Source organism: Deinococcus actinosclerus (assembly GCF_001507665.1).
Lineage (GTDB): Bacteria > Deinococcota > Deinococci > Deinococcales > Deinococcaceae > Deinococcus > Deinococcus actinosclerus.
Map to the genome: position 1 here is coordinate 1,564,516 of NZ_CP013910.1, position 25,027 is coordinate 1,589,542.

The following is a 25,027-nucleotide window of genomic DNA, read 5'->3' on the forward strand; positions in this document are numbered from 1 at the left end:
CCGGCGCCCGTGTGCCCGGTCCCCCTCCCTTCCGGTCCCTCAGCGCAGCCAGTCGTCGCCGACGTCCTCGACCTTCTTCCCGCGCAGGTCGTCCACCTCGTCCTTGCGGGTCGCCCACGCGGGGAACGGGTAGTTCACGAGGACGGGGTTCGGTACGTCCGGCTGGCTGACGAGCATGGTGCCCGGCTGGAGGATGCCCGCGCGCGCGCGGAAACTCTGCGGCAGGAAGCGGTACTCGGGTCGCTCGGCCTCCGCGAGGTCCAGTCGGCCTACCACGCGGATCGCGGCGTTCGACACGATGCGCCGCTCGACCTCGCTGGCAGTCTGCTGCGCGCCGATCAGAATGATCCCCAGCGAGCGGCCGCGTTCGGCGATGTCCAGTAGCACGTCCTTGATCGGGCTGTCGCCGTCGCGCGGCGCGTACTTGTTCAGCTCGTCGAGCACCACGAACACCGTGTCCTGCCGCCCCACGCGCTCCTTGTGCTCGAACAGGTCGCGCAGCAGAACGCCCACCACGAACATCTGCGCGGTGGCGGACAGCGTGTGGATGTCCACCACGGTCGTCTGCACCCCGGGCTTCAGCGGATCGGGGCGGTACTGCGCGGCCTGCGCGGCGCTCAGGTCCCCGCGCACCAGCGGCGTGAGGTGCTTCTGCACGCCCCTGAGCCGCCGGATGAACGCCTGCAGGGTAGCGGGGGACTGCTTGCCCACCCACTTGCGGTCGCCCTCGCCGTCGTTCGCGTCGAGGAGCTTGTACTCCAGGTACGCGACCAGCTGCGGGAAGGTGCTGATCCGCACCCCGCCCAGTTCGTCGAAGCGGATGTCCTCGTCGATCAGTGCCTCGGCGTCGTCCGGCTGCCAGTCCTCGACCGTCAGGTACGGCGTGTCGGCCCCCTGCGCGAGGCGGTACAGGCGGTCCTCGATGCTGCCGATCACGAAGCCCAGGTTCACGCTGGCGTCCCGGTCCACGAACACGTAGGGCAGCATGCGGCGCAGGCAGAACTCCCGCAGCGAGTACAGGAACGGCGTCACACCACTGGCGCGCTGCTCGACGTGCGGCACGATCGCGCCCGCCGTGCTGCCGGGCCGGGGCGGCGCGAGGAACTGCACGTCCCGGAAGGCTTCCGCCGGAAGATTCATCAGGTCGTAGCGGGTGCGCGGCAGGCCCTTCTGCGCCTGCGCGTCCGCCTCGCGCGCGCCCACATCCTTGTTCGCCTGATCGAGAAAGAGGAGGTCCTCGCCCTTCACGTTGAAGATCAGCGCCCGCCCTGCCGATGCGGACGCGCCCATCACGCCGCTGCGGAAGATCGAGTGCAGCAGGAACAGCGCGTAACTGGTCTTCGTCGCCACGCCCGAGATCCCGCTGATGTTGATGTGCCCGCCGTTCTCGCCGTTCACGAAGCGGTAGTTCAGCGGCAGCACCTGTCCGTCGGCCAGCAGCCCGCCCGGGAAGGCCCGGTCGCCCATCTTGTCCGCGCTGAGCGCCATGCGCAGGTCCGCGTCCCGCGCGTGGCGGACCACGTCCCCCGGCTGCGGCGGAATGAAATTCTCCGGGTGGACCCGCGTGACGAGCACCCGCGCCGCGTAACTGATACTCGCGGGCAGCAGGCCCGCCGCGACGTCCTGCACGTCGCTGTCGAAGGTCACGCCCTCGTGCCGGGTCCGGACGTGATCCACGATCCCGTAGAAGCGCACCTCCGCCCCGTCCGGCTTGCGGGTGCCCACGACCACCAGATCGTCGAGCTGGATGCTCGCGCCGGGCTGCACCGCGAACCAGAAACTCACCGGGGTCACGTCCTGCGTGCCCAGCACCATGCCCACCACCGCGCCCGTTGCGGCTGACTGCCCTTGCACGCCCGTCATGCGACCGCCTCTCGCCCGAACGTCGCCGCGATGTGCGCCCGGATGCGCCGCGTGACCAGATCCGCGCTGCCCATCGAGCGGTTCATTGCCTGTTCCAGTGCCGCGGTCGGGATCAGGTTCTGCGGCGCACGCGGGTCCTTGTGCGCCCGGCTGCCCAGGCGCGTCAGCAGCGTGCCCGACAGGTTCGCCACCTGACGCACGATGGGCGGCAGGAAGTCCGTGTCGTCGGGTGCGAACATCTCCAGGCGCATCACGCCGCTCATGGGGTGTTGGTAGAAAGCCGCCTCGCACAGCCGCACGTACCAGATCAGGCGCGTGAACTGCCCGCCCTCGTAGGTCATGCGCAGCACCGGGGTGCGCTCGCCGGGTTTCAACTCGCTCAGCAGGCCGGCGCGGTCGGCCGGCAGGTACATGGTCTCCATTGTCTTCACGCAGCCCACCACCGCGCCCTGCAGGTTCTGGCCGCGCAGGGTGCCGTCCTGGATCGTCAGGGCGGTCAGCCACTCGCGGTCGTCGGTCTCGTCCACCGGCACGCGCGACGCCAGGGAGTGCGACAGGAGCTGCTCGGCCCCCAGCATGTGCTGCTGCAGGGTGTTCAGGGCCGCCAGCGGATCGTGGCCCTGCATGGGCGCTGGGGCGTACTCCAGCTGCCCGGTGTGGGGATTGCGGGGCGTGAGCTGGGCAGGCTCGACCAGCAGGTTCGGCGCGTGCGCGAGCAGACGCTGGGCCTTCACGGCGAGCAGTTCCGCCTGCCGCGTGCCGTGTGGGCACAGGTCGACGGCGCCCACCACGTACGCACCGAAGCCGCCCAGGCCGCTCTGGCCCTGGGGGTCCTCGATGAAGATGCGGGATTCCATGCGGCGTTTGCCGTCCACGACGAACACCTGCTTCAGCCGTTCCGGGATGGGCCGGGCGGGCAGGGCGGCCCAGCGGGGGGTTTCCACGTCGTCGAGGGTGCCGTCGAAGGCTTTGAGGGTGAGCTGTCCCCCCTGGAGATCCACGGGCCAGGGGTCAAGGCGGATACGCATGCGGGCCATTCTACGTGCCGGACAGAAAAAGTGTGCGGTGACGTGCGCCACGCACGAAAACGCCGCCCCCGTGAAGGGACGGCGCGCAGGGCACGGGTGAGCTCAGCCGTGGTAGCCGCTGAGCAGGCGCAGGCCCGCCTCGTCGGTCAGGGTCAGGCAGCGGTAGGCGGGGTTCAGCAGGCCGTCGTCGCGCATCTCGCCGATCAGCTTGCTGACGCTCTCGCGGGTGGCGCCGGTGCCCTCGGCGATCAGTTCGTGGGTGGCGCGCACGAAACGGGTGCCGTCGGGGTGCTGGCCGCCCAGACTGCTGTCGGCGAGGTTCAGCAGGTAGCGCGCGATGCGTTCACGCAGGTCGCCGTCCTGGATGTGCACGCCGTCGGTCATCATGCGCTGCAGCTGGTGGCTGAGGCTGCGGGTCAGGTCCCACAGTTCGCCCTGCGAGAGGTGCTGCGGGTGGATGGGGGTCAGGACGGCGTCGGTCAGGGCGACCACCTGGTGGCCGCGTGCCGTGCCGTGCAGGCATTCCTCGCCGAAGATGTCGCCGGGGCGGATGTGGCGCACGGTCAGGTTGCGGCCCTGCGGGGTGAGGCGCACGGCGCGCATCAGGCCGCTTTCCAGGCGGTAGAGGCTGGGGGCGGCGTCCCCGGCGTAGTAGAGGGTCTGGCCGCGGCGGACGGTGCGGTTGGGATCGGTGTAGGTGGGGGCAGTCGTGGGGGAGATGTAGGTCATGGCCGGTACTCCTGGGGGTGCTTCATCCGCCCGCGTCGTGAGGCTCCGTGGGGGTGGGAGGGCGTGCGTGGGGGGCCGCCTGTCCTTCGATTGATCAGGAGTGTACAAACCTTGTACAAGGCTGAATTGTTGTGGGAACACAAAGTGAACACTCCGCCAAATGCCCCCCCGTCAGGTGTGGCGATTCTCACCCGGCCGACCACCGGGCGCAGGGTCAGCGCGACCCCCTCACAGCACCGTGAGGCCCGGCCCTGTGCTGTCCGGCAGCTGGGGCCCGCCGCGCCATTCGTGCCCCTTCACGCTCACGTGACCGGCCGGACGCGGCAGACTGCCGGGCGTGACTCCTCCCGACCGCCCCGGGCCCGACCAGACTGGTCCCTACCGCGCCTGGACACCCGCCGCCTACACCTTCCCCCTGCCGGACGGACACCGCTTCCCGGCGTACAAGTACGCGGGCGTCCGCGACCGCCTGAGCGGGCGGCTGCCCGTGCTGGACACCCCGAACCTGAGCTGGGCGGACGCCGCGCGCGCCCACGATCCGCTGTGGCTGCGGCGCTGGCGCAGAGGCGAGATCGACCGGCACGAGGAACGCGCCTTCGGCCTGCCCTGGAGTGCCGAGGTGGTGGAACGCGCCCGCCGCGCCGCCGGGGGCTCCCTGGCCGCCCTGCACGACGCGCTGGCGGTCGGGTGGGGCATCAACCTGGCGGGCGGCACGCACCACGCCTTCCATGACCGCGCCGAGGGCTTCTGCCTCGTGAACGACGCCGCGATCCTGACCCGCGTGGCCCTCGATGACGGACTGGCGCGGCGCGTGGCGATCCTCGACCTGGATGTGCACCAGGGCAACGGCACCGCCGCGCTGCTGGAACACGAGGCGCGGGCGTTTACCCTCAGCATCCACGGCGAGCGGAACTACCCCTTTCGCAAGGAACGCAGCAGTCTGGACCTGGGGCTGGGGGACGGCGTGACCGACCAGGAGTACCTGCAGGTGCTGCGCGGGCAGGCGATCCCGGCGCTGGACGCCTTCCGGCCCGACGTGCTGCTGTACCTCGCGGGTGTGGACGTCCTGGCCGGGGACCGCTTCGGGCGCTTCGCCCTCACGCTGGACGGCGTGCGCGAACGCAACCGCGCCGTGCTGACCTGGGCGCGCGGCGCGGGCATTCCGGTCGTCACGATGATGGCCGGCGGGTACAACCGCGACCACGCCCTGACCGTCGAGGCGCACGCCAGCGTGGTGCTTGACGGCCTGGACGTGCTGCCCTGAGCGTCCGGTCCTGACCGGCGCGCGCCGTCCGGGCTGACCGATCAACTGAATCGGTTCAGGCGGATAATGCGCCGCATGACGACCCGCGCGCCGTGGAACCGCAACGAACGCCTGGGCATCCTCAACGGCTGGGCGGTGTTCCTGGGCGACGGCTTCATGAGCGTCGCCGTCGTCCTGACCGGCTTCGCCGCCCGTCTCGGCGCGCCCAACTGGGTCATCGGCCTGCTCCCGGCCATCGCGGGCGGCGGGTGGATGCTGCCGCAGCTTCTCGTCGCCGCGCGCGTCCGGCCGCTGACCCACAAACTCCCGGTGTACCGCTCGGCCGCCATGGTGCGCACCGCCACGTACATCTTCATGGTGCTGGCCGCCGCGCTGCTCGCCGACCGGCCCGCGCTGTGCCTCACGCTGTTCATCGTCGCCATGAGCCTGAACGCCCTGGCCTCCGGCGTCAGCGGCCTCCCGTTCCTGGAGGTCGTCAGCAAGACGGTGCCCAGTGAACGGCGCGCGCGCTTCTTCGGCACCCGCAACCTGTACGGCGGCCTGCTCGCCTTCGGGGCGGGCCTGCTCGTGCGGGCCATCCTGGGCAGCGAGCTGGCCTTCCCGCTGAACTACGCCCTGATCCTCGCGCTGGGCACCGTCGCGTTCACGTTCGGGTACTGGGTGTTCGGTCTCGTGCAGGAACCCGCCGACACGCCCCTGGACCGGCAGGGCACCCGCGCCGAATTCCGCGCGATTCCCGAGACGCTGCGCGACCCGCACTTCCGCGCCTTTCTGACCGTGCGGCTGCTGCTGGCGGCCGCCAGCATGAGTGACCCGTTCCTGGCCGTGTACGCCCTGCGCGAACTGCACTACCCGGCCGCCACGCTGGGCACCTTCGTGATGGCCCTGACCGGCGCCGCTCCCCTCAGTAACATCGTCTGGCAGCGCGTGGCCGAGCGCAAGGGCTCGCGGCGCATCATCCGCTACGCCAGCGTCTTCTACGGCCTCGCGCCCCTGTGGGCCCTGACGGTCGGGCTGCTGCACCTGCCCAGCTGGACCTACCTCCTCGCGTTCATCCTGACGAGCACCGCCGCGCAGGGCTTCAACCTGGGCCACACCAACCACCTGCTGAACATCGCGCCCGAACACGCCCGCAGCCGCTACATCGGCACGCTGAACACCCTGGTCGGCGCGGCCCTGTTCACCCCGGTCCTCGGCGGCCTGCTTGCCGATCAGGCCGGGTACGGCCCGGTGTTCGTCCTCAGCGGCGTGCTGTGCGCCGCCGCGTGGGTGTGGTGCGGGAAACTCCGCCGCGACGCCTGAACAGAAGGAGGGGGCCCGCCAGCGTCCGCCGGGGGCACCCTCCGCGTCCTGCCGCTCAGTGGTCCAGGATCTTGCTGAGGAACGCCCTGGCGCGCTCGTGCTGCGGGTTCTGGTAGAAGGCTTCCGGGGTGGTGTCCTCGACGATGTTGCCCTGATCGAAGAACAGGATGCGGTCGGCCACCTCGCGCGCGAAGCCCATCTCGTGCGTGACGACCAGCATGGTCATGCCGGTGCGCGCCAGTTCCTTCATGACGTCCAGCACCTCCTTGATCATCTCGGGGTCCAGGGCGCTGGTGGGTTCGTCGAACAGCATGACCTTGGGTTCCATCGCCAGGGCGCGCGCGATCGCCACGCGCTGCTGCTGCCCGCCCGAGAGCTGCGCCGGGTACTTGTGCGCCTGCTCCTCGATGCCCACGCGGCGCAGCAACTCCAGGCCGCGCTTCTCGGCGTCGGCCTTGCTGGCCCTGCGCACGCGGGTGGGCGCCAGCGTGATGTTCTCCAGCACGGTCAGGTGCGGGAAGAGGTTGAAGGACTGGAACACCATGCCGACCTCACGGCGGATGGCGTCCAGGTTGCCCTTGCCGTCCAGCGGGATGCCGTCCACCGTGATCTGGCCCCCGTCGTGCGGGTCCAGGGCGTTGATGGTGCGGATGAAGGTGCTCTTGCCGCTGCCCGACGGGCCGATCACGACCACGACCTCGCCCGGCTGGACGCGCAGGTTCACGCCGCGCAGCGCGTGGAAGCTGCCGAAATGCTTGTGCACGTCACGCACGTCGATGATCGGGGGGGCGTCCCGGCGGATCTGGCTGCCCGTGGCGGTGGGGGAGGACTGCGTCATGTCCTGTATGGTAGCGCCGCCCGCGATGACCGTACCGTTCCTCCTCCGCAAGCCTCAGGCGCATGCTGGACACGTGCCCATACTTGGCAAACGGACGTAAACCCCCCTGTGGTACCATCCGCCTACTCTGCACAATCCGGGCTGATCCTTCTCATCTGCCCGTCGCCACTCAGGAGGAATCATGAAGAAGTCCACGACACAACTCGGTGCCCTGTTCGTCCTCGGCACCGCCGCCATCGCCCTCGCGCAGGGCACCACGTTCCTCACCATCGGCTCGGGCAGCACCACCGGCGTGTACTTCCCCGTCGCGACCGGCATGGCCAAGATGGTCAACGACGCCGGAGCCGGCGTGCGCGCCAACGCCCGCTCGACCGGTGGCAGCGTCTTCAACGTGAACGCCATCGCCACCGGCGAGCTCGACGCGGCCGTCGCGCAGAACGACGTCGTGTACTACGCCTACAAGGGCACCGGCCTCCAGGCCTTCCAGGGCAAGGCGAACAGCAAGCTGCGCACCATGGCCGTCCTGTACCCCGAGGTCCTGCACGTCGTGGCCCGCAAGGACAGCGGCATCCGCTCCATCGCCGACCTGAAAGGTAAGCGCGTCGTGATCGGCGACCTGGGCTCCGGGACCGAACTGACCGCCAAGCAGGTGCTCGAATCCTACGGCCTGGGCTTCGACGACCTCGGGCAGGCGCTGCGCGTGTCGCCCGCGCAGGGCATCACCCTGATGCAGGACAAGCGCGCCGACGCGCTGTTCTACACCGTGGGCGTGGGCGCCAGCGCCATCAGCCAGATCGCGCAGACCGTGGACGTCACCATGGTGCCCGTGAGCGGCAACCAGGCCAGCAGCCTGATCAAGAAGTACCCCTTCTACGTCCGCTACAACATCCCCGCCAAGAGCTACAAGGGCGTGGGCGCCACCGTGCCCAGCGTCGCCGTGCAGGCCACCCTGGTCACCAGTACCGCCGTCAGCGAGGAGGCCGTGTACAAGGCCATGAAGGCCATCTTCGACGACGAGGCCGCGCTGAAGGCCATCCACCCCAGCCTCGCCACGAACTTCAGCTACGCCAAGGCCGTCAAGGGCATCCCCGCGCCGCTGCACGCCGGGGCCGTCAAGTTCTTCAAGGAAAAAGGCCTGAGCGTCAAGTAACGGCCCGCACCTGGGGGCCAGCCCGAAACGGTTCGCGGCTGGCCCCCAACCCCATTCACCCCATGAGGAACCCATGAGCGACCCCACCCGCCCCATCAGCAGTGACCCCACCCTCACCCCACCCGGCCAGGAGATGACCGACGGCGAACGCCGCGCCCTGGAGATGGTCGAGGCCGCCGAGACCGGCGGACGCAAACTCATCGGCTGGCAGCGCAGCCTCGTGACGCTGGTCGCCGCCGCGTGGTGCCTGTACCAGATGTACGCCGCGCAGGTCGGCAACATCGACACCCTCACCCTGCGCGCCACCCACCTGGGCTTCGCGTTCTTCCTCGCGTACCTCGTGTTCCCCCACCGCAAGACGCCGGGACAGCCGCAGACCCGGGTGCCCTGGTACGACTGGATTCTGGGCATCGGCGCGACCGGCACCGCCGCGTACCTGATCGCGCAGTACCCGCACATCGCCAACGAGCAGGGCGGCCTGCTGACGAACACCGACGTCTGGGTCGGCAGCGGCATGATCATCCTGCTGCTGCTCGCCGCGTGGCGCACCATCGGCATCGCCATGCCCATCGTCGCGGGCGTGTTCATGCTGTACGCCCTGACCGGCCCCAAGGGCCTGATCCGCGGGGACCTGGGCCCGCAGCTTCAACTGCACGCCGGGCAGACCTGGCCGCAGGTCGTGGGTCAGCTGTTCGCGAACACCGAAGGCATCTTCGGCACCGCCATCGGCGTCTCGGCGCAGATCGTGTTCCTGTTCGTGCTGTTCGGCGCGATCTTCGACAAGCTCGGCGCGGGCGAATGGTTCATGCGCGTCGCGCAGGGCCTGCTGGGGGGCTTCCGCGGGGGCGCCGCCAAGGCCAGCATCCTGTCCAGCGCGCTGAACGGCGTGATCTCCGGTTCTGCGGTCAGCAACGTCGTGACCGGCGGGAACATCACCATCGGCACCATGATCCGCACCGGGTACAGCCGCGAGAAGGCCGGGGCGATCGAGGTCGCCAGCTCCAGCAACGGCCAGCTCATGCCGCCCGTCATGGGCGCCGCCGCGTTCATCATGGCGCAGAACCTCAATATCGAGTACCGCAGCCTGATCCTCGCGGCGGCCATTCCCGCCTTCCTGTGCTACGGGGCGCTGCTCGTCGTGTCGCACATCGAGGCGCTGAAACTCGGCCTGCACGGCCTGCCGAAAAGTGAACTGCCCCGCGTGCGGCAGACCCTCCTCGCCGGCTGGTACTACCTGATCCCGCTGGGCTACCTGATCGGCACCCTGACCATCAACCCCGACGCCACCCCCGAACGCGTCGCGCTGAACACGATCTTCCTGATGCTCGGCATGATGTTCATCCAGGAAGCCGTCCTCGCCCAGCGTGACGGGCGCGGCGTGGGCCGGGGCCTTCTCGACGGGGGCCGCAAGATCATTGAAGCCTTCGAGGGTGGCGCGCGGTCCATGATCGGCATCGCCATCGCCACGGCCGCCGCCGGCATCATCGTCGGGATCGTGACCATCACCGGCCTGGGCTTCGGCCTCGCGGACATCGTGCAGCTCGCCAGCGACGGCATCAGGAACCTCATGGCCTTCGCCGGGCCGCAGGTGGCCACCTTCGCGTCCATCGTGGTCGTGCTTCTCATGGCTCAGCTCATCGCGCTGATCCTCGGCATGGGCCTGCCCACCACCGCGAACTACATCCTGATGAGCGCCCTGATCGTCCCCATCATCGCCAAGATCGCCGGCCTGGACGCCAGCAACCCCGCCCAGATGCTCCCGGTGCACATGTTCGTCTTCTACTTCGGCATCATGGCCGACAGCACCCCACCCGTCGCGCTCGCCGCGTTCGCTGCCGCCGCCATCAGCGGGGGCAACCCCGTCGCGACCGGCGTGCAGGCCTTCCAGTACGAACTGCGCACCGCGCTGCTGGCGTACATGATGTTCTTCAACCCGCAGCTGCTGCTCATCGCGAACGGCCGGCTGGGCGGCGTGACCTGGGTCGAGGCGATCCCCATGATCCTCTTCGCGTTCATCGGGCTCGTCGCGTTCAGCGCCGCCACGCTGCGCTTCCTGCACCGCCGCACCAACCCCGTGCAGGCGCTGCTGCTGCTCATTGCCGCGCTGATCCTGATCATCCCCACGAACATCCTGTGGAACCTCTCTGCCCTCGCCCTGATCGCCGCCGTGTACTTCTGGCAGAAGGCCGGGAGCCGCGCCGACCCCCCCGCCGCGCTGGCCTGAAGCCGTGACCGGCAAGACCCCCGTTCCAAGCGGGGGTCTTGCCGTTGAGGCCGGCGTCACGCCGTGATCGGTTGATCAGGGGTCTGGTCGGCCCGCCGCCCTCTCATCGCTTCCTTGGAGATGGGTTTAACAACGCCCCACATTGCCAAAACGCGTACAAAGCCGGGAGGTGTCAGCGTCGACACTGCCTGCGTTGCACCTGCTCCAATGACGTTCGGTGCGGTTGAACCCCGAATCTCTGGCGGACCGTGCAACCTAATCCTCCACTTCACACCCCCGTCGGTTTCGGGGGTGTTTTCAGGTGACCGGCCCGCGCTGTCGGGGCACCGGGACGCGGAGTGAACAATGGAGAGCCCGGTGGGCAACTTCAGGTGCGGGGCGTCAGGTGGACCGGGTAATGGGCGCGCCAGCCCCTTGCCGTCCGAGCGGGGCCATGACCGAGCCGGCGTCATGGCGGTGCCGGTAGGCGGAGTTCAGGCCAATCCACGCCGTGTGGAAGAGGGCCGCTGCGGCGCCGATCAGCAGGTCGGCCGACAGGTGGCCGTGCACGACGAGGAGCACCACCGTCGTGAAGAGCAGCGTGAGGACGGGGTGCCACCAGCGTTTCCGCAGGCTGACGCCCATGCAGCGCAGGCCGTGAAGGGTCAGGCCCAGATCGAAGAGGACGGAACGGATCATAAAGATCGACCTCGGTGGTTCATGCCAATTTTGTATCAAGTCCAGCTTGCAACAACTATCTCCCCCCAGCGGCTGGGGTCATGGGGAGTTGCGCGCTGCGCCGACACGCAGGTGGCTGGCGGCATCGGGCAAGGGGGGCTCAGAAGGTCAGGTCGCCAGCTGCTCGCCAGCCTGCGGGTGAAAGCGAGGGTCCGGTCAGCCTACATCGCCGGAGACCTGTTACCCGACGAAGCTGGCCGACCTGCCGAGAATCTGCCGCGACCCGTCAGCTGGAGCGGGAGGACACGCTGCCCACGGCCTCCATGGAGGCACCGGCCTCGGTGGGAGAGACCGCAGCTGGCAAGCCAGATGCCCTGCTGGCCCAGTCGAGCTTCAGGAGGCCGGCCGGTGACGGGCCACTCGAGTGGGTGCTGGCCTCATCACGTCCCGACCTCAATCACGACGCCGTAGACCGAGATGTTGACGCCCAGGCAGCGTGGAGCGCTACTGCTAGCGGTACAACCCCACGACCACATACCGTTCAGCCACGACCGCAGGCTCCAGATTGATCGGTGAGACGTAGTACCACACGTCATCAAGTTCCACGCCCAGCGTCCTCTGGTTCCGGCTGGCCGCCTCCATCACCCCGACCAGCCAGTCCACATCCACCGCAATCAACGCCTGGATCGTCCACTCCTCACCGCGCTCACCCGTGGCCAGTTCAAAGTCCCGCTCCGTCAGAGACGCGAAATCGAACGCCACCCATCTGTCCTCAGGGGACAACAACGCCGTTCGCCCATTGAACGAGCGCACGACGTAGCAGGGCACCTCGATGACACCCGCGCGGGGCACCGTCGAACTGGACAGGGGATACAGGACGGGAGTCATGCCTCCGAGGGTATCCCGCCCGCGAGCCGGGGGGAGCAACCGTGAACCAACGCTCACCCCCCGTGAGGCCGTGGAACAGCCCGGATCAGCCTCCAGCCGGACACGCCACTCGCTGGAGATCGACCAACTCTGTCCTGAATGGGCCACCCATGAACGCTCTCCTGAGGCGGCCAGCCGCCGATGCCTCCCGAATCCAGCCATAGGCACCTCGATTCATTCGCACCCGACTGGGCAGGGGGCGCCCTGTTCACTGCCTGTTCCCACGAGAGGCCCGCCCGTCAGGCCGTCCCTGATCCGCTGAGAACACCAGAGCAGGCCGCGAGCGCCGCAGTGACCTTCACCCGCATAGCTCCGCCCTGAACGGCCCCGGTCAGGTGAGTGAGCACAGGAGACCTGTGAGGGAACTCGATGCCAGCAGCGCAGATCGCTCCGTGCTTCATCCTCTGCCACGAGCCAGTGGGAGCGTGAGTGAAAGTGACGCCGGGCGAGACGTGGCCCGGCCCTTTCCCCATACTCAGACCTTCAGCACACCCCAGGTGCTGTGCAGGTTGCTGGAGCAGCCTGGAGCACGCCAGCCAGGGCACAAGAAAAGCCCGTCCAGGACGGGCTTCATCTTCGTGGTGCCGGTGAGGGGACTCGAACCCCTACGGTTTCCCGCTCGATTTTGAGTCGAGTGCGTCTACCATTCCGCCACACCGGCGTGGGTGCGTGGGGAATGGTAGCGTCTGCGCGCGGACTGGTCAAACGGGGGTGGGGTCGGGGGCTGCGCCGATGCGGGCGCCGATGTCGCGCCGCAGCTGCGCGCCGGGGAAGTCCACGCGGTCCGCGAGGGTGTACGCGCGGCCCAGCGCGCCGTTCAGGGTGTCCGCGACGGCCGTGACGGCCAGCACACGGCCCCCGCTGCTGACCAGCCCGGCGGCGCTGTCCGTGGTGCCCGCGTGGTAGATGATCTCGTCGTGCCCGGGGTCGGGGAGGGTCAGGGGAATGCCCTTCTGGGGGTCGCCGGGGTAGCCGGGCGCGGCGAGGATGATGGTGGCGCTGGCGGCGTCGCGGAAGCGCACGTCCTCCGGTCGGAGCTGCCCGCGTGCGGCGTCCAGGGCGTGCCGCGCGAGGTCGCTGTCCAGCAGGGGCAGGACGGCTTCCGCCTCGGGGTCGCCGAAGCGGGCGTTGAACTCCACGACCTTCGGACCCTGCGGCGTGAGCATCAGCCCGGCGTACAGCACGCCCCGGAACGGGTGCCCGTCGGCGCGCATGCCCGCCAGGGTGGGTTCAATGATGTCGCGCCGCACAACTTCCAGCGCCTCGGCGCTGATGGGGAAGGGGCAGATGACGCCCATCCCGCCGGTCATGGGGCCGGTGTCGCCCGCATGGATGGTCTTGTGATCCTGGCTGGGGGGCGTCAGGGCATAGGCGGCGCCGTCGGTGAGGGCGAGCACAGTGACCTCCTGCCCGGTCATGAAGTCCTCGATGACCGCCTGCGCGCCCGGCTGCGTGAAAATGTCCCGCAGCGCCGCGTGCGCCTCCTCGGCAGTGTGGGCGATGGTGACGCCCTTCCCGGCCTTCAGGCCCGCGTCCTTCACCACGATGGGCGGCGTGAGGGCTGCCACGTGCGCCCCGGCCGCGCCCAGGTCGCTGAAGGTGTGGTGCGCGGCGGTCGGGATGCCGTGGCGGTGCATGAACGCCTTGCTCCAGGCCTTGTCGCCCTCCAGGCGGCTCGCGGCGCGCGACGGGCCGAACGCCGGGATGCCCAGCGCCTCGCACTCGTCCACGACGCCCGCCGCGAGGTACGCCTCGGGGCCCACGATCACCACGTCGGCCGCCTCGGCGCGGGCCAGCTGCGCGAGGCTCGCGGCGTCCTGCGCGCTGCCGATCACGTGGGCCATCTCCGCGATCCCGGGGTTGCCGGGCGTGCACAGCACCTCGTGTCCCGCGCGGACGCAGGCGTGCACGATCGCGTGCTCGCGTCCGCCGCCGCCGATCACCAGGACGCGCATCAGCGCTGCCCCCGCGCGGCCTGCCGCTGCCAGTAGCGCAGCAGCCCCTGCACGCTCATCCACGGCGGGCAGGCGAAATCGTAACGGGCGGGCAGGGTCGGGTCTTCCAGGGACAGGTCGTGCATAAGCTCCTCGGTGAAGGCGGTCGTGATGGCCTGCGGGTCCAGTCCGGCACTCAGGCCCGCGCGGACGCGCTCGGCGTCGGCAGTCATGGTGGCGCGCAGCCCGGCCCAGTGGGCGGGCGTGTTCGGGTACGCCCCGAAATGCGCGAGGTGCAGCGTCCGGGCGTCCAGCGTCTCCAGCACGGAGAGACTGTCGCGCCACGCCTCCAGATTGATGTCCGGCGGCGGTGTGGGCGCGCGGGGTGTCTGGGCAACGTCCAGCCGGAGGCCCCCCACGTCCCCGAGGAACAGGTCGTCCCCGGCGTGGTACGACACGTGGTGCACGGCGTGCCCCGGCGTGTAGTGCACCTGCACGGGCACGCGTCCCAGTGTCAGCGTCTCGCCGCCGCTCAGGACGGTCAGGCGCGCAGGCTCGATGGGCTGCATGGTGCCCCACAGGGTGTCCATGTGCTCGCCGTAGATCTGCGTGGCGCTGGCCAGCAGCCGCTCCGGGCGCGACAGGTGCGCCGCGCCGCGCTCGTGCACGTACGCGCGGGCCTGCGGCACCCGCCCCAGCACCGTGCCCGCCGCGCCCGCGTGATCGAAGTGAATGTGTGTCAGCAGCACGTGCCGCACGTCCGCCAGCGCCGCGCCCAGCCCGGCCAGTCCGGCCTCCAGCGCACCCAGGGTGCTGCCTGGCCCGGTATCCACCACCGCCAGTCCGTCCCCGGTGTCGAACACGCTGGACGCGATCACGCCCCCCACCCCCTGGAAGTTCAGGTCGAGCGTGTGGACGTTCATGCCTTCCCGGTCAGGCGCGCGCCCAGCAGCAGCAGCGCCGCCGCGTACTGTACGTACGCGATCATGCGGATGACCCCCACGTTGGCCGCTGCGCGCAGCGGGCCGAAGGTCATCGCCAGGATCAGGGTCGCGCTGAGGAGGATGAAGCCGAACACAAGCCAGAGTGCCATGACGCGCAGGATACCCCGCCCCCCTGCCAGCGCCGCCGCGCCGCCCTGCCCGATCAGTCGCGCCGGCGGCTGCTGATCGCGATCAGCGCGTCCCAGCTGTCCGGCTGCCCCGGGTCGTCCAGCGCGGCGCGGTTGCGGCCCGTGAATCCGCATTTGCGGCAGCGGTGCACGATCACCCAGCCCTTCTTCCCGCTCTGGTCCACGTCCACGGGTTCCATGACGCCGTGGCAGTCGCAGGCGCGGTCGCCGGGCATGACGTCCACGTGCAGGCTGTGCAGGCACGCCGGGCAGTGGTTGCGCACCGACCCGTTCTGGAGGGGGTGCACCTCGGACCCGCAGTTCGCGCAGGTGAACGAGTTGTTCGTGCCCTGCACCGTGAAGCGCCGCTCGCCGCTCACGCCCGCCGCCCGGACCGCTGCGCCCAGCGGGAATCGAGGAACGCGCGGATGCTAGGTGTGCCCACCAGCGCGGTGCACAGCAGCAGGTAGCCGACGCCCGCCAGACTGACGATCCAGCCGCGCCAGGACGCGCTGCCCGCCAGCATGCCCACGATGAACACCAGGAAGCCCGCCAGCATCCCGAAACTCAGGGTCAGGCGCCACGCCCACACGCTGCCACGCCACACCATGCTCAGCAGGAACGCCGTGCCCGCCGCGTAGATCAGTTCCCGCAGAATGCCCTCGGTCTGACCCTGGAGCAGGCCGGCCAGGAACGGCAGGACGGTCAGGCCGAACAGGGACACCAGCACGGCCAGGGTCGGGACTCGCCCCGCCTCGGCCAGGGCGGGATCGAAGGGGGACGCGGGGGGCGGAGCACTCACGCCCCGCATTCCATCACACGCCCGCGTTCCTGACGAGGACAGCGGTCACCACGCCCTACGCTCCTGTCGGCCACACCCCGCGCCCGGCACGCTACGCTGGCGGGCATGACCCCCACCCTCAAGCTGGACGCCGTGTGCGTCGGGCAGCCGACCGCCCTGCGCGTCGGGAAACGCGACGACATCAGCGGGATCGACAAGCACCCGGTGCCGGGCCGCGTGACCGTCGGCCCGGCACGGCTGGACGGCGACCACATCGACAACAGGAAGCACCACGGCGGCCCGGATCAGGCGGCGTACCTGTATACCGCGCCCGACTACGACCACTGGACCCAGGCCCTGGGCGAGCCGCTGCGGCCCGGCACGCTGGGCGAGAACCTCGTCCTGAGCGGACTGGAGTCCGCGCAGCTGCGGGTGGGGGACCGCCTGACCGTGCACGCCCCCGACGGTGACGTGGTGTTCGAGGTCACCGCGCCCCGCATTCCCTGCGCGACCCTCGCGGCCCACATGGGGGACGGCACCTTCGCCAAGCAGTTCGCGCAGGCCCGCCGGCCCGGCGCGTACCTGCGCGTCCTCCAGCCCGGCACGGTGGGCGCGGGCGACCCGGTGACCTTCACGCCCGCCGGGGACGGCGCCCCGACCATCGGCGAACTGTTCGACCTGTGGTTCGGCGCCAAGCCGGGCGCCGCCACGCTCGAAGGGTACCTGCGCTGGCCGCTGGCCGCCCGACTGCGCAAGCACGTGCAGGAACATCTGGACGACGCGCGGGGCTGACCGAAGCAGAGGGGGCGCGGATGTTCGATCAGTCCGCGCCCCTCTGCGCTGGTGTTCACTGCCCTGGCGTTACCCGATAGCGAGCATGCGCTCGATGGGTTTCAGGGCCAGCGCGCGGATGTCCGCCGGGACGGTCACGCGGGGTTCCAGGTTCGCAAGTGCGTCGCGGATGTTTTCCAGGGTGATCATCTTCATGTACTCGCAGCAGGCGGTGCGGCTGACAGGAATGAAGGTCTTGTCGGGCACGTCGTGTTCCAGGCGGGTCACCATGCCGGTCTCGGTGACGACGATGAATGCCTGCGCGGGGCTGGCCTTGGCGCGGTGGATCATGCCCTCGGTGGAGTACAGCTGCAACTCGGGAATGGCGCCCAGGATCCTGCTGGAGCAGCCGCACTCGGGGTGGATGAGGAGTTCCGCGTCCGGGTACGCCGCCTGCTGGCCCTGCACGTCCTCGGGGCGGATCGCCTCGTGCACGTGGCACGCGCCGTCCCAGACGTCCATGGCGCGGCCCGTCTCGCGGATCACGTGCGCGGCCAGGAAGCGGTCCGGGGCGAACAGGACGGGCACGCCTTCAGGGAGGCTCTGGACGACCTGCACGGCGTTGCCGCTGGTGACGCAGTAGTCGCTCTCGGCCTTCACGTCGGCGGTGGTGTTCACGTACGTGACGACCAGCCCGCCGGGGTTCTGCGCCTTCCAGTCGCGGATGCCCTGCGCGGTCACGGTGTCCGCCAGCGAGCATCCGGCGCGCAGGTCGGGCAGCAGCACGGTCTTTTCCGGGTTGAGGATCGCGGCGGTTTCCGCCATGAAGTGCACCCCCGCGAACACGATCACGTCCGCGTCGGTCTTCGCCGCCTGCCGGGAGAGGCCCAGCGAGTCCCCCACGAAGTCGGCGATCTGTTGCACCTCGGGCCGCTGGTAATTGTGCGCGATGATCACCGCGTTGCGTTCCTTGCGCAGCCGCTCGATGTCCGCGCGGAGCTGCGCCTCGTCGGGCAGGACCTCCAGTTGCAGCAGGTCGCGGTGCGGGGTCTGGGGGCGGGGCACGACGGGATTCACGGCGTCAGAGTTGGTCATTTGGGGTCCTCGGGCAGGGCAATCTCGGGGAGGGGAATGAAGTTCAGGCTGATGTCCAGCGCGGGCGCGGAGTGGGTCAGGCCCCCGGCGCTCACGTAGTCCACGCCGCTGGCCGCGACGGCGGGCAGGCGCGCGGGCGTCATGTTGCCGCTGGCCTCCAGCGTGACGTGCGGCGCGAGCCGGTCCCGCACCGCGACTGCCTGAGCGAGCAGGTCGTCACTCATGTTGTCCAGCAGCACGCGGTCCGCCCCGGCGCGCAGGGCTTCCTCCAGCCCGGCGAGGTCCGGCACCTCGCACTCGACTTTCAGGAGGTACGCGGCGTCCCGCGCGCGGCGGATCGCCTCGGTGATACTCCCGGCGGCGGCGACGTGGTTGTCCTTGATCAGGATGCCGTCGTCCAGGCCCGCGCGGTGGTTGAACCCGCCGCCGTGCCGCACCGCCTGTTTTTCCAGTTCGCGCCACAGCGGCGTGGTCTTGCGGGTGTCGAGCAGGCGCGTGCGCGACTTGCCCAGGGCGTCCACGTGACGGCGCGTCTGGGTCGCCACGCCCGACAGGCGCTGCATGAGGTTCAGTGCCAGCCGCTCCCCGGTCAGGAGGCTGCGGGCCGCGCCCTGCACCGTCCCGATCGGGCCACGCCCGCGCGCCTCGCCGTCGCGGGCGGTCCAAGTGACGGTCACGGCCGGATCCACCAGCGCGAACACGCGCGTGGCGACCGTCAGGCCGCTGAGCACCCCGGCTTCTTTGAGCAGGAACTCGGCGCGGGCCTGCTGCGCGGCGGGAATGGTGGCGAGGGTCGTGGCGTCGCCCCGGCCGATGTCCTCGGCCAGCGCGGCGCGCAGGCGCTCATCCAGACTCAGCATGGACTGACCCCCACGGGGGGTGTTGTGCGGGAATTCACGCGGAAGACCCTAGCACAGCGGCGCGCGCCTCGGGCACGCCGACCGGCACGCGGGCCACCCCATCCCCCAGCGCCCGCGACTGCACCGAGTGCGCGGCCGACGCCGCCTCACGCGGGAAGTCGGTGCGGTGATGCCCGCCGCGCGACTCCTCGCGGGCCAGGGCCGCGCGCAGCAGTCGCTCCCCGATCAGGGCGAGGTGCCCCGCCTCCAGACTCTCGCGGGACCCGGCGGTCACGGTCGGCCAGTACCAGCCGTCCAGCGCCGCGCGCAGGCCCGCCGCGTCCCGGCGCAGGCCCGCCGCGCCCGCCACCACCGAGCGCAGAGTGGGCAGGCAGGCCGGGTCCACCAGCGGCGCGGGCAGACCCTCCGAGCGGGCGGGCATGGCCTTCAGCGCCGCCAGGGCCGCGCGGGCCGCCCGCGCGCCGAACACCAGCCCCTCCGAGAGACTGTTGCTCGCCAGCCGGTTCGCGCCGTGCAGGCCACTGGACGCCACCTCGCCCGCTGCGTACAGGCCCGGCACGGTCGAGCGGCCCTGCACGTCCGTCTGCACGCCGCCCATCGTGTAGTGCACGGCGGGCTGCACCGGGATGAGGTCCGCGCCCAAGTCCAGGCCCAGCGGGGCCAGGGACGCCGTCACCGTCGGGAAGCGCGAGCGCACGAACGCCGCGCCCAGGTGCCGCAGGTCCAGATCCACGCGGCCCGTCGCGGTGATCTCGGCGGCGATCGCGCGGGCCACCACGTCCCGCGGCGCGAGTTCCAGCGCCGGGTCGTAGCGCGCCATGAAGCGCTCGCCACGCGCGTTCAGCAGGCGGCCCCCCTCGCCGCGTGCGGCCTCGGTGACGAGATGCGCCGCGCCACTGCGGACCACGGCGGTCGGGTGGAACTGCACGAACTCCAGGTCCCGCAGCGCCGCGCCCGCCTGCCACGCCAGCCCCAGCCCGTCCCCGGTGCCCTCGGGCGGCGCGGTCGTCACCGGGTACAGCCGCCCGAAGCCCCCGGTGGCGAGTAGTACCGCCCCCGCCCGCACCCGTACCGGGCCGTCCGGCGTGAGCAGGTCTGCGCCCACCACCGCGCCGCCCGACACGCGCAGGTTGCGCACGAAGGCGTGCTCCAGCACCCGCAGCGCCGGACTGCGGCCCGCCTGGAGCGCCTCGGCGAGCGCCACGCTGATCGCGTGCCCCGTCGCGTCCCCCTGATGCCGGATGCGCGCCCGGCTGTGCCCGCCCTCCAGTGTGGCGTGCGGACTGAACGTCACGCCCAGGTCCCGCAGGGTCTCCACGTGCGAGCGGGCGTCGCGCACGAACGCCTGCACCGCCTCCGGCTCGCACAGGCCCCGCCCGGCCTTGACGGTGTCCTGTGCGTGCGCGTCCTCGTCCCCCTCCGCCAGGGGCGCGGCGATGCCGCCCTGCGCCCAGCGGGTCGAACCGCCCACCAGCGGCGTCTTGCAGGCCAGCAGGACGTCCGCCCCGTAACTGCGCGCCGTGAGGGTCGCGTACGCCCCGGCCACCCCGCCGCCCACCACGAGCAGCTCCGTTTCCAGCATCTTCACGCCGCCCAGGGTACGCCAGCCCCGCCCGGTCCGTTCGCCGCGTCCATCCGCACGCGCCCCTTGCTACACTGCGCCCTGATGACGCGTCTCCTGCTGGCCCTGGCGGGCGTGGTGCTGCTGGCCGTGACGGCCCTGGCCGCCGTGTGGCTGCTCGGGCAGCTCCTGACCGGCCTGGGCCTGTTCATCGTGGGCGCCGCCGGGGTGCTGGGCCGCCTGCTGTGGTTCCTGCTGATCACCGGTGTCCTGGCGGGCGTGGTGTACTTCGTCGCGAGTGCGTGGCGGCCCAGCGTGCGCGCCCCGGTCCGGCCGTTCAGGGCCCAGCCGGAGGCCAGGCGCCCGGCCTCCGGCAGCCCGAAGCGGGGCCGCGCCGGGCAACCGGTCGCCCCCGCACCCGTCTCCCCGACGCCAGCCGGCCCGGGGTCAGTCAGTGCCGCGCCCACGCCCCCGACACCCGCTGAAACGACCCCGGCCGAAGCCGCCCCGACCGGAGCAGTCGAGAGCGGACCGGCCACGAGCGGGCCGGTCAGGTCCGGCGGCTGAACTGCTGTCCGGCCCGTATCCTGCGGGCATGACCCTCCCGCCGACCGATCATCCCGCGCGCTTCCTGGGCCGCGCCGACGCGTACGCGGCCGCCCGGCCCGGTTACCCCGCTGCCCTGGGCGCGTGGCTGGAGGAGACTGGGCTGCTGTCGGCAGGTGTGGCGGACATCGGCGCGGGCACCGGGCGGTTCACGGCGCTGCTGCTGGCGGGCGGGGCGCGCGTGGCGGCGGTGGAACCCAACCCGGAGATGCGCGCGCACCTCGAAGCCAGCCTGGACGGCGCCGTGCGTGCGGGGCAGCTGAGTGTCCACGCGGGCACCTCCGAGGCCACCGGACTACCGGGTGGCAGCGCCGGGCTGATCACGGCGGCGCAGGCGGCGCACTGGTTCGACCCGGCCCGCACCGTGCCGGAGTTCCGGCGGGTGCTGCGGCCCGGTGGGCTCGTGCTCCTCGTCTGGAACGACTGGAGGGCTGCGGAGACGCCCTTCAGCCGCGCGTACGGCGAGGTGGTGCGCGCCCACACGGGGGACGACCCGCTGCGCGTCCGCGTGCTTGAGGACGAACTGCCCCAGCATCTCCCCGGCGGGTTCGAGCGGCACATCTTCACGCACGACCACCCCCTGACCCGCGAGGGCCTGCGCGCACTGGCGACCAGCGTCAGCTACCTGCCGAACCAGGGCGACCCGGCCTACCCGGCGATAGCCCGCGCGCTGGACGCCGCCTTCGCTGCCCACGAGAGGGATGGGCAGGTGGCGCTCGCGTACCAGACGCAGGCGTTCCTGGGTCGTCTCGACTGAGCGGTCCCGCAGCGCGCCAGGGGCCGCTGCTCGGTGGGCGTGACCGGGGGGAGGCGGCCTGTCCCCCCGTGTGGACGGGCCGGGTTGACCCCCGCCGACAGGTTCAGCGGACACACAGCGCCCAGTGTCCAGAAATGAGCACTATATGAGTCGGCGGCTCCGTTCATCTCGGAGGCGATGGTCAATGAGCGGACCCTGCCGTTGTGGCTTCCGCCCCACAATGGGGGTAATTTGCGCTGAAATGGCCGAAAATTTCACATAAATGGACACTGTCAAAGGTGTTGTCCAGTCGGCGGGCGGTTCAGTCAGGACATGGAGATGAAGAAAAATTAAAATCTGTGTTCATGGTGTCCAGAAACCGCAGCGTCCGGCGAACCAAAGCGGCGCTCCAGTCTGCACTGGTCGACCTGCTGCTTGAACACAGGAACCTGCAGGCCGTGACGGTACAGGCCATCTGTGACCGGGCCAGTATCAGCCGCTCCACTTTCTACCTGCACTTCGAGAACAAGGAAGAGGTTCTCAGCACGTACCTCATTCAGATGATCGGTCGCGTCCACGACGCGCTGCGCGCCTGGGCCGGCCCGGACGACTCCCGCTGGACCGTCTACTTCGCCCATATCGCCCACATCGCCCCGATCCTCAGTTCACTCAGTGACCGCAGCGGCTCCCACGCCATCCTGTCCCGGTATGAGCGTCAGTTCGCGGTGATCATGCAGGATCTCCTCATGCCGGGCCGCGTGACCCCGCTGGAACCGGCCGTGTCCTACCAGGCGCATTACTTCAGCGGCGGGCTGCTGTCCCTGACGTGGTGGTGGGTCGAGCAGGACCACTGCGTCACTCCCGCGCAGGAGATGTCGCGCCGCTACCACGCGTTGTGTAGCGGGCAGCTCTGCCCCTGAAGGTCTGCCCTTGAAGGGGCGCTACCGGATGCCTGGAGTCAGCTGCAGCCCAGCCCCACAGCCTCCTGACCCGAGGCCGGCTGAAGCTGGCCTGAGGCCTGAGCTGGTCTGGCCGCAGCCCCCTGGCTTGCCGATTGAATAGTTTTTCCGGGAAAATCCAGTCAATCTCACGCCGCCCCGCCGGGAATGCGGCATCATGGGGCGCATGACGAACCCCACCCCCCGCCCGCAGACCATGGCGGAAAAGATCCTCTCCCGGCGCGGCACGCAGGTCGTGTACGCCGGTGACCTCGCGGTCGTCGAGGTCGATCAGGTCATGGTCGTGGACTCCATCGCCCAGAGCTTCATCCAGCGCATGCAGCAGGACCTGAACGCCGTCCCCAGGTACCCCGAGCGGGTCAGCATCGTCATCGACCACGTCGCCCCGGCCAGCACCGTCAGCGTCGCGCAGGCGCAGAAGGAGGCGCGCGAGTACGCCGCGCAGACCGGCGTGCGCCTCTTCGACGTGGGCCGCGGCATCTGCCACCAGGTCCTGATGGAAGAAGGGCTGGCCCGCCCCGGCTGGATCGTGCTGGGCAGCGACAGCCACTCCACCACCTACGGCGCGGTCGCCGCGTTCGGCAGCGGCATGGGCGCCACCGACATCGCCCTGGCCGCCGCGAGCGGCAAGACCTGGCTGAAGGTCCCCGAGAGCGTGAAAGTCACCTTCACGGGCGACCTGCGATCCGGCGTGACCGCCAAGGACGTCGCGCTGGAGATGATCCGCCGCCTCGGCGCGGACGGCGCCACGTACCAGAGCATCGAGATGCACGCCGGGGACCGCTTCACGCGCGGCGAGCGCATGACCCTGGCGAACCTCTGCGTGGAGGCCGGTGCCAAGGCCGGACTGGTCGTCCCCGGCGGCGAGATCCTCACCGCGTACGGCTACGACATCCCCGAGTGGGTCTACCCTGACGAGGGCGCCACGTACGTGCAGAGCATCGAGATCGACCTCGCGGCCCTGAACCCCCGCATGAGCGCCCCCAGTGAGGTGGACAACGTGTTCGACGTGGCCCAGCTGCGCGAGGAACTGCGCGATCAGCACGTGGATCAGGTGTTCATCGGCACCTGCACGAACGGCCGCATCGAGGACCTGCACGCCGCCGCCAACGTCCTGCGCGGGCGGCGCGTCGCGCCCGGCACCCGCCTGCTGGTCATCCCGGCGAGCAGTCAGGTCATGGAGGACGCCATGGCCGACGGCACCCTGCTGACCCTGCAACGCGCCGGCGCCGTGCTGGGTACACCGGGCTGCGGGCCGTGCATGGGCCGCCACCAGGGCGTCCTGGCGCCCGGCGAGGTCTGTGTCAGCACGAGTAACCGCAACTTCATCGGGCGGATGGGCGACAAGGACGCCCGCATCTACCTCGCGTCGCCCGCCGTGGCCGCCGCGACCGCCGTCATGGGCCGCGTCGCGCTGCCCGAGGACGTCCTGGCTCAGGGGAGGTGGCCTGATGGCCCGCATCTGGAAATTTGGCGACAGCGTGAACACGGACGACATCCTGCCGGGCAAGTTCGCGCCGTTCATGGCGGGCGAGGACGTGTTCCAGACGTTCGCGTTCCATTACATCCGCCCGGAGTTCGCAGCCGGGGTGCGGCCCGGCGACGTGCTGATCGGCGGGCGCAACTGGGGCCTGGGCAGCAGCCGCGAGTACGCCCCGCAGGCGCTGAAGAAGTTGCAGGTGGGCGGGATCGTCGCGCCCAGCTTCGCGCGCATCCACTACCGCAACCTGCTGAACCTGGGCATCCCGGCGTTCGAGTACGACCTGACCGGGCTGCTGGAGGACGGGGACGAGGTGGCCCTGGACGTGCCGACGGGCGTCCTGACGTACGCGGGCGGGACGGTGCGGCTGCCGCCGCCGCCGGAATTCCTGCGTGAGGCCCTGGCCGAGGGGAGCATCCTGGCGTTCTTCAAGAAGCACGGGCGCTTCCCGGGCGAGGAGGCGTAAGGGGCGCGCGCGACTGGAGAGCGGGCTCTGAGGGGGTGGCGCGGTGGGGGAGGGGTGTCCCCGGCGCCGCCCCCTCACGCCCTAGACTGGGGGCATGGCGACCCTGATGATCGAATGTCCCGTGTGTGCGGAAGTGCTGGAGCTGACCGAGGAGGACCGCGCGGACCTGCCGGTCGGTGAGGTCATCGTCTGCGATTCCTGCCATTCGGAGATGGAGGTGACCCGCAACGACGGTGGTGAGGACTTCGAGCTGGAGCTGCTGGGAGCGATGACGACCTGCCCGAACTGTGACGAGGAGTTCGAGGTGACGCCCGAGCTGCTCCAGGCGGCCCCGATGACGCGCGCACAGGACGGCGTGGAGGTGGCGCTGATGACCTGCCCGCACTGCCGCGCGAAGTTCGAGCTGGAACTGGCCGACGAGCCCGTCTGAGTCCCCTAGACAATATCAAACGAAAAGCCTGAAATCATTTAGCCTATCAAACGCAAGGAGTGATTATGGCTACCGTTCAATTTGAAAATCCCGATACCGGCGCGACCATCGAACTGACCAACCCCGAGCTGGGCGAACTCGTCATCGACGACGAGACCGGCGTGGAATACGAGGTCGTCTCCATCGACCCCCCCCGCCTCGAGGCCGCCCCGCAGGAAGCGGAGGACTGGGGCGAGTAAAGCGGACCCAGCGGGC

At 70.3% G+C, this 25,027-nt stretch carries 25 protein-coding genes, 1 tRNA gene and 1 pseudogene; 12 read left to right on the top strand and 15 right to left on the bottom strand.

From position 1 onward, the window contains the following. Positions 1 to 39: 39 nt before the first annotated feature. From AUC44_RS07625 to AUC44_RS07635, 3 genes are all read right to left on the bottom strand, one after another. Positions 40 to 1,863 carry an ATP-binding protein gene (locus AUC44_RS07625; RefSeq protein WP_062158096.1) on the bottom strand — a complete coding sequence of 608 codons (1,824 nt, stop codon included), beginning with the start codon at positions 1,861 to 1,863 and terminating at the stop codon, positions 40 to 42. After that, positions 1,860 to 2,900, bottom strand: coding sequence for a DNA double-strand break repair nuclease NurA (locus AUC44_RS07630; protein ID WP_157445227.1), 1,041 nt, complete (start codon positions 2,898 to 2,900; stop codon positions 1,860 to 1,862). The genes AUC44_RS07625 and AUC44_RS07630 overlap by 4 nt, the downstream gene beginning before the upstream one ends. A 93-nt stretch (positions 2,901 to 2,993) precedes the next feature. Further along, the gene (locus tag AUC44_RS07635; RefSeq protein ID WP_062158098.1) at positions 2,994 to 3,620 is read right to left on the bottom strand and encodes a Crp/Fnr family transcriptional regulator; all 627 of its coding nucleotides are present in this window, start codon (positions 3,618 to 3,620) and stop codon (positions 2,994 to 2,996) included. Positions 3,621 to 3,957: 337 nt separating this feature from the next. Here AUC44_RS07635 and AUC44_RS07640 point away from each other — a divergent pair, with 337 nt between their 5' ends. Further along, positions 3,958 to 4,884 carry a histone deacetylase family protein gene (locus AUC44_RS07640; RefSeq protein WP_062158099.1) on the top strand — a complete coding sequence of 309 codons (927 nt, stop codon included), beginning with the start codon at positions 3,958 to 3,960 and terminating at the stop codon, positions 4,882 to 4,884. Between the two features lie 75 nt (positions 4,885 to 4,959). Beyond that, positions 4,960 to 6,186, top strand: coding sequence for an MFS transporter (locus AUC44_RS07645; RefSeq protein WP_062158100.1), 1,227 nt, complete (start codon positions 4,960 to 4,962; stop codon positions 6,184 to 6,186). 55 nt (positions 6,187 to 6,241) lie between these two features. On the opposite strand, the gene AUC44_RS07650 is transcribed toward AUC44_RS07645, so the two are convergent. Then, a complete protein-coding gene (locus tag AUC44_RS07650) occupies positions 6,242 to 7,024 on the bottom strand; it encodes an amino acid ABC transporter ATP-binding protein (protein ID WP_062158101.1) in 783 nt (260 codons plus the stop codon). A gap of 181 nt (positions 7,025 to 7,205) precedes the next feature. Between AUC44_RS07650 and AUC44_RS07655 the strand changes: the two genes are divergently transcribed. Then, positions 7,206 to 8,174, top strand: a complete 969-nt coding sequence (locus AUC44_RS07655) for a TAXI family TRAP transporter solute-binding subunit (protein ID WP_062158102.1) — start codon at positions 7,206 to 7,208, stop codon at positions 8,172 to 8,174. 73 nt (positions 8,175 to 8,247) lie between these two features. Then, positions 8,248 to 10,398, top strand: coding sequence for a TRAP transporter permease (locus AUC44_RS07660; RefSeq protein WP_082688987.1), 2,151 nt, complete (start codon positions 8,248 to 8,250; stop codon positions 10,396 to 10,398). A gap of 381 nt (positions 10,399 to 10,779) precedes the next feature. On the opposite strand, the gene AUC44_RS07665 is transcribed toward AUC44_RS07660, so the two are convergent. The 8 genes from AUC44_RS07665 to AUC44_RS07695 all read right to left on the bottom strand — a co-directional run bounded on the left by AUC44_RS07665 (position 10,780) and on the right by AUC44_RS07695 (position 15,838). Beyond that, on the bottom strand, positions 10,780 to 11,076 hold the full coding sequence (locus tag AUC44_RS07665; RefSeq protein ID WP_062158103.1) for a hypothetical protein: 297 nt from the start codon (positions 11,074 to 11,076) through the stop codon (positions 10,780 to 10,782). Between the two features lie 489 nt (positions 11,077 to 11,565). Next, positions 11,566 to 11,943 (bottom strand): hypothetical protein, encoded by a 378-nt coding sequence (locus tag AUC44_RS07670; RefSeq protein WP_062158104.1) that lies wholly within the window; start codon positions 11,941 to 11,943, stop codon positions 11,566 to 11,568. A gap of 618 nt (positions 11,944 to 12,561) precedes the next feature. Continuing rightward, a tRNA-Leu gene (locus AUC44_RS07675) sits at positions 12,562 to 12,643 on the bottom strand. A gap of 40 nt (positions 12,644 to 12,683) precedes the next feature. Continuing rightward, complete coding sequence (purD, locus tag AUC44_RS07680) at positions 12,684 to 13,937, bottom strand: phosphoribosylamine--glycine ligase (RefSeq protein ID WP_062158105.1); 1,254 nt, start codon at positions 13,935 to 13,937, stop codon at positions 12,684 to 12,686. Beyond that, positions 13,937 to 14,839 (bottom strand): MBL fold metallo-hydrolase, encoded by a 903-nt coding sequence (locus AUC44_RS07685; RefSeq protein WP_062158106.1) that lies wholly within the window; start codon positions 14,837 to 14,839, stop codon positions 13,937 to 13,939. The genes purD and AUC44_RS07685 overlap by 1 nt, the downstream gene beginning before the upstream one ends. Then, on the bottom strand, positions 14,836 to 15,009 hold the full coding sequence (locus AUC44_RS16805; protein ID WP_189062450.1) for a hypothetical protein: 174 nt from the start codon (positions 15,007 to 15,009) through the stop codon (positions 14,836 to 14,838). Before AUC44_RS16805 ends, AUC44_RS07685 begins: the two co-directional genes overlap by 4 nt. A gap of 53 nt (positions 15,010 to 15,062) precedes the next feature. Beyond that, on the bottom strand, positions 15,063 to 15,407 hold the full coding sequence (locus AUC44_RS07690; protein WP_058976675.1) for an RNHCP domain-containing protein: 345 nt from the start codon (positions 15,405 to 15,407) through the stop codon (positions 15,063 to 15,065). Then, positions 15,404 to 15,838 (bottom strand): hypothetical protein, encoded by a 435-nt coding sequence (locus tag AUC44_RS07695; RefSeq protein WP_062158107.1) that lies wholly within the window; start codon positions 15,836 to 15,838, stop codon positions 15,404 to 15,406. The genes AUC44_RS07690 and AUC44_RS07695 overlap by 4 nt, the downstream gene beginning before the upstream one ends. Positions 15,839 to 15,934: 96 nt before the next feature. On the opposite strand from AUC44_RS07695, the gene AUC44_RS07700 reads away from it, so the two are divergent. Further along, complete coding sequence (locus AUC44_RS07700; protein ID WP_062158108.1) at positions 15,935 to 16,600, top strand: MOSC domain-containing protein; 666 nt, start codon at positions 15,935 to 15,937, stop codon at positions 16,598 to 16,600. A gap of 69 nt (positions 16,601 to 16,669) precedes the next feature. Here AUC44_RS07700 and nadA read toward each other — a convergent pair whose 3' ends face one another. Genes nadA through nadB form a run of 3 tightly spaced genes read right to left on the bottom strand, consistent with a single transcriptional unit; the run spans position 16,670 to position 20,116 of the window. Further along, positions 16,670 to 17,674, bottom strand: a complete 1,005-nt coding sequence (gene nadA / locus AUC44_RS07705) for a quinolinate synthase NadA (protein WP_062158109.1) — start codon at positions 17,672 to 17,674, stop codon at positions 16,670 to 16,672. Then, on the bottom strand, positions 17,671 to 18,534 hold the full coding sequence (nadC, locus tag AUC44_RS07710) for a carboxylating nicotinate-nucleotide diphosphorylase (RefSeq protein WP_062158110.1): 864 nt from the start codon (positions 18,532 to 18,534) through the stop codon (positions 17,671 to 17,673). Before nadC ends, nadA begins: the two co-directional genes overlap by 4 nt. A 34-nt stretch (positions 18,535 to 18,568) precedes the next feature. Then, entirely contained in the window at positions 18,569 to 20,116 is a 1,548-nt protein-coding gene (gene nadB / locus AUC44_RS07715; RefSeq protein WP_231724578.1) for an L-aspartate oxidase, read from the bottom strand. 84 nt (positions 20,117 to 20,200) lie between these two features. Between nadB and AUC44_RS17030 the strand changes: the two genes are divergently transcribed. The 7 genes and pseudogenes from AUC44_RS17030 to lysW all read left to right on the top strand — a co-directional run bounded on the left by AUC44_RS17030 (position 20,201) and on the right by lysW (position 25,011). Further along, entirely contained in the window at positions 20,201 to 20,662 is a 462-nt protein-coding gene (locus AUC44_RS17030; RefSeq protein ID WP_231724565.1) for a hypothetical protein, read from the top strand. A gap of 28 nt (positions 20,663 to 20,690) precedes the next feature. Continuing rightward, positions 20,691 to 21,458 carry a class I SAM-dependent methyltransferase gene (locus AUC44_RS07725; RefSeq protein WP_062158112.1) on the top strand — a complete coding sequence of 256 codons (768 nt, stop codon included), beginning with the start codon at positions 20,691 to 20,693 and terminating at the stop codon, positions 21,456 to 21,458. Between the two features lie 344 nt (positions 21,459 to 21,802). Beyond that, positions 21,803 to 22,357: a TetR/AcrR family transcriptional regulator gene (locus AUC44_RS07730; protein WP_062158113.1), complete on the top strand. Its 555-nt coding sequence runs from the start codon at positions 21,803 to 21,805 to the stop codon at positions 22,355 to 22,357. A gap of 205 nt (positions 22,358 to 22,562) precedes the next feature. Then, positions 22,563 to 23,825 (top strand): annotated as a pseudogene (locus tag AUC44_RS16165) (homoaconitate hydratase family protein); the annotation flags it as partial. 22 nt (positions 23,826 to 23,847) lie between these two features. Further along, entirely contained in the window at positions 23,848 to 24,342 is a 495-nt protein-coding gene (locus AUC44_RS07745; protein ID WP_062158116.1) for a LeuD/DmdB family oxidoreductase small subunit, read from the top strand. 94 nt (positions 24,343 to 24,436) lie between these two features. Further along, on the top strand, positions 24,437 to 24,772 hold the full coding sequence (locus AUC44_RS07750; RefSeq protein WP_062158117.1) for a hypothetical protein: 336 nt from the start codon (positions 24,437 to 24,439) through the stop codon (positions 24,770 to 24,772). Positions 24,773 to 24,837: 65 nt separating this feature from the next. Continuing rightward, positions 24,838 to 25,011 (top strand): lysine biosynthesis protein LysW, encoded by a 174-nt coding sequence (gene lysW, locus AUC44_RS07755; protein ID WP_058976663.1) that lies wholly within the window; start codon positions 24,838 to 24,840, stop codon positions 25,009 to 25,011. Positions 25,012 to 25,027: the final 16 nt, after the last annotated feature.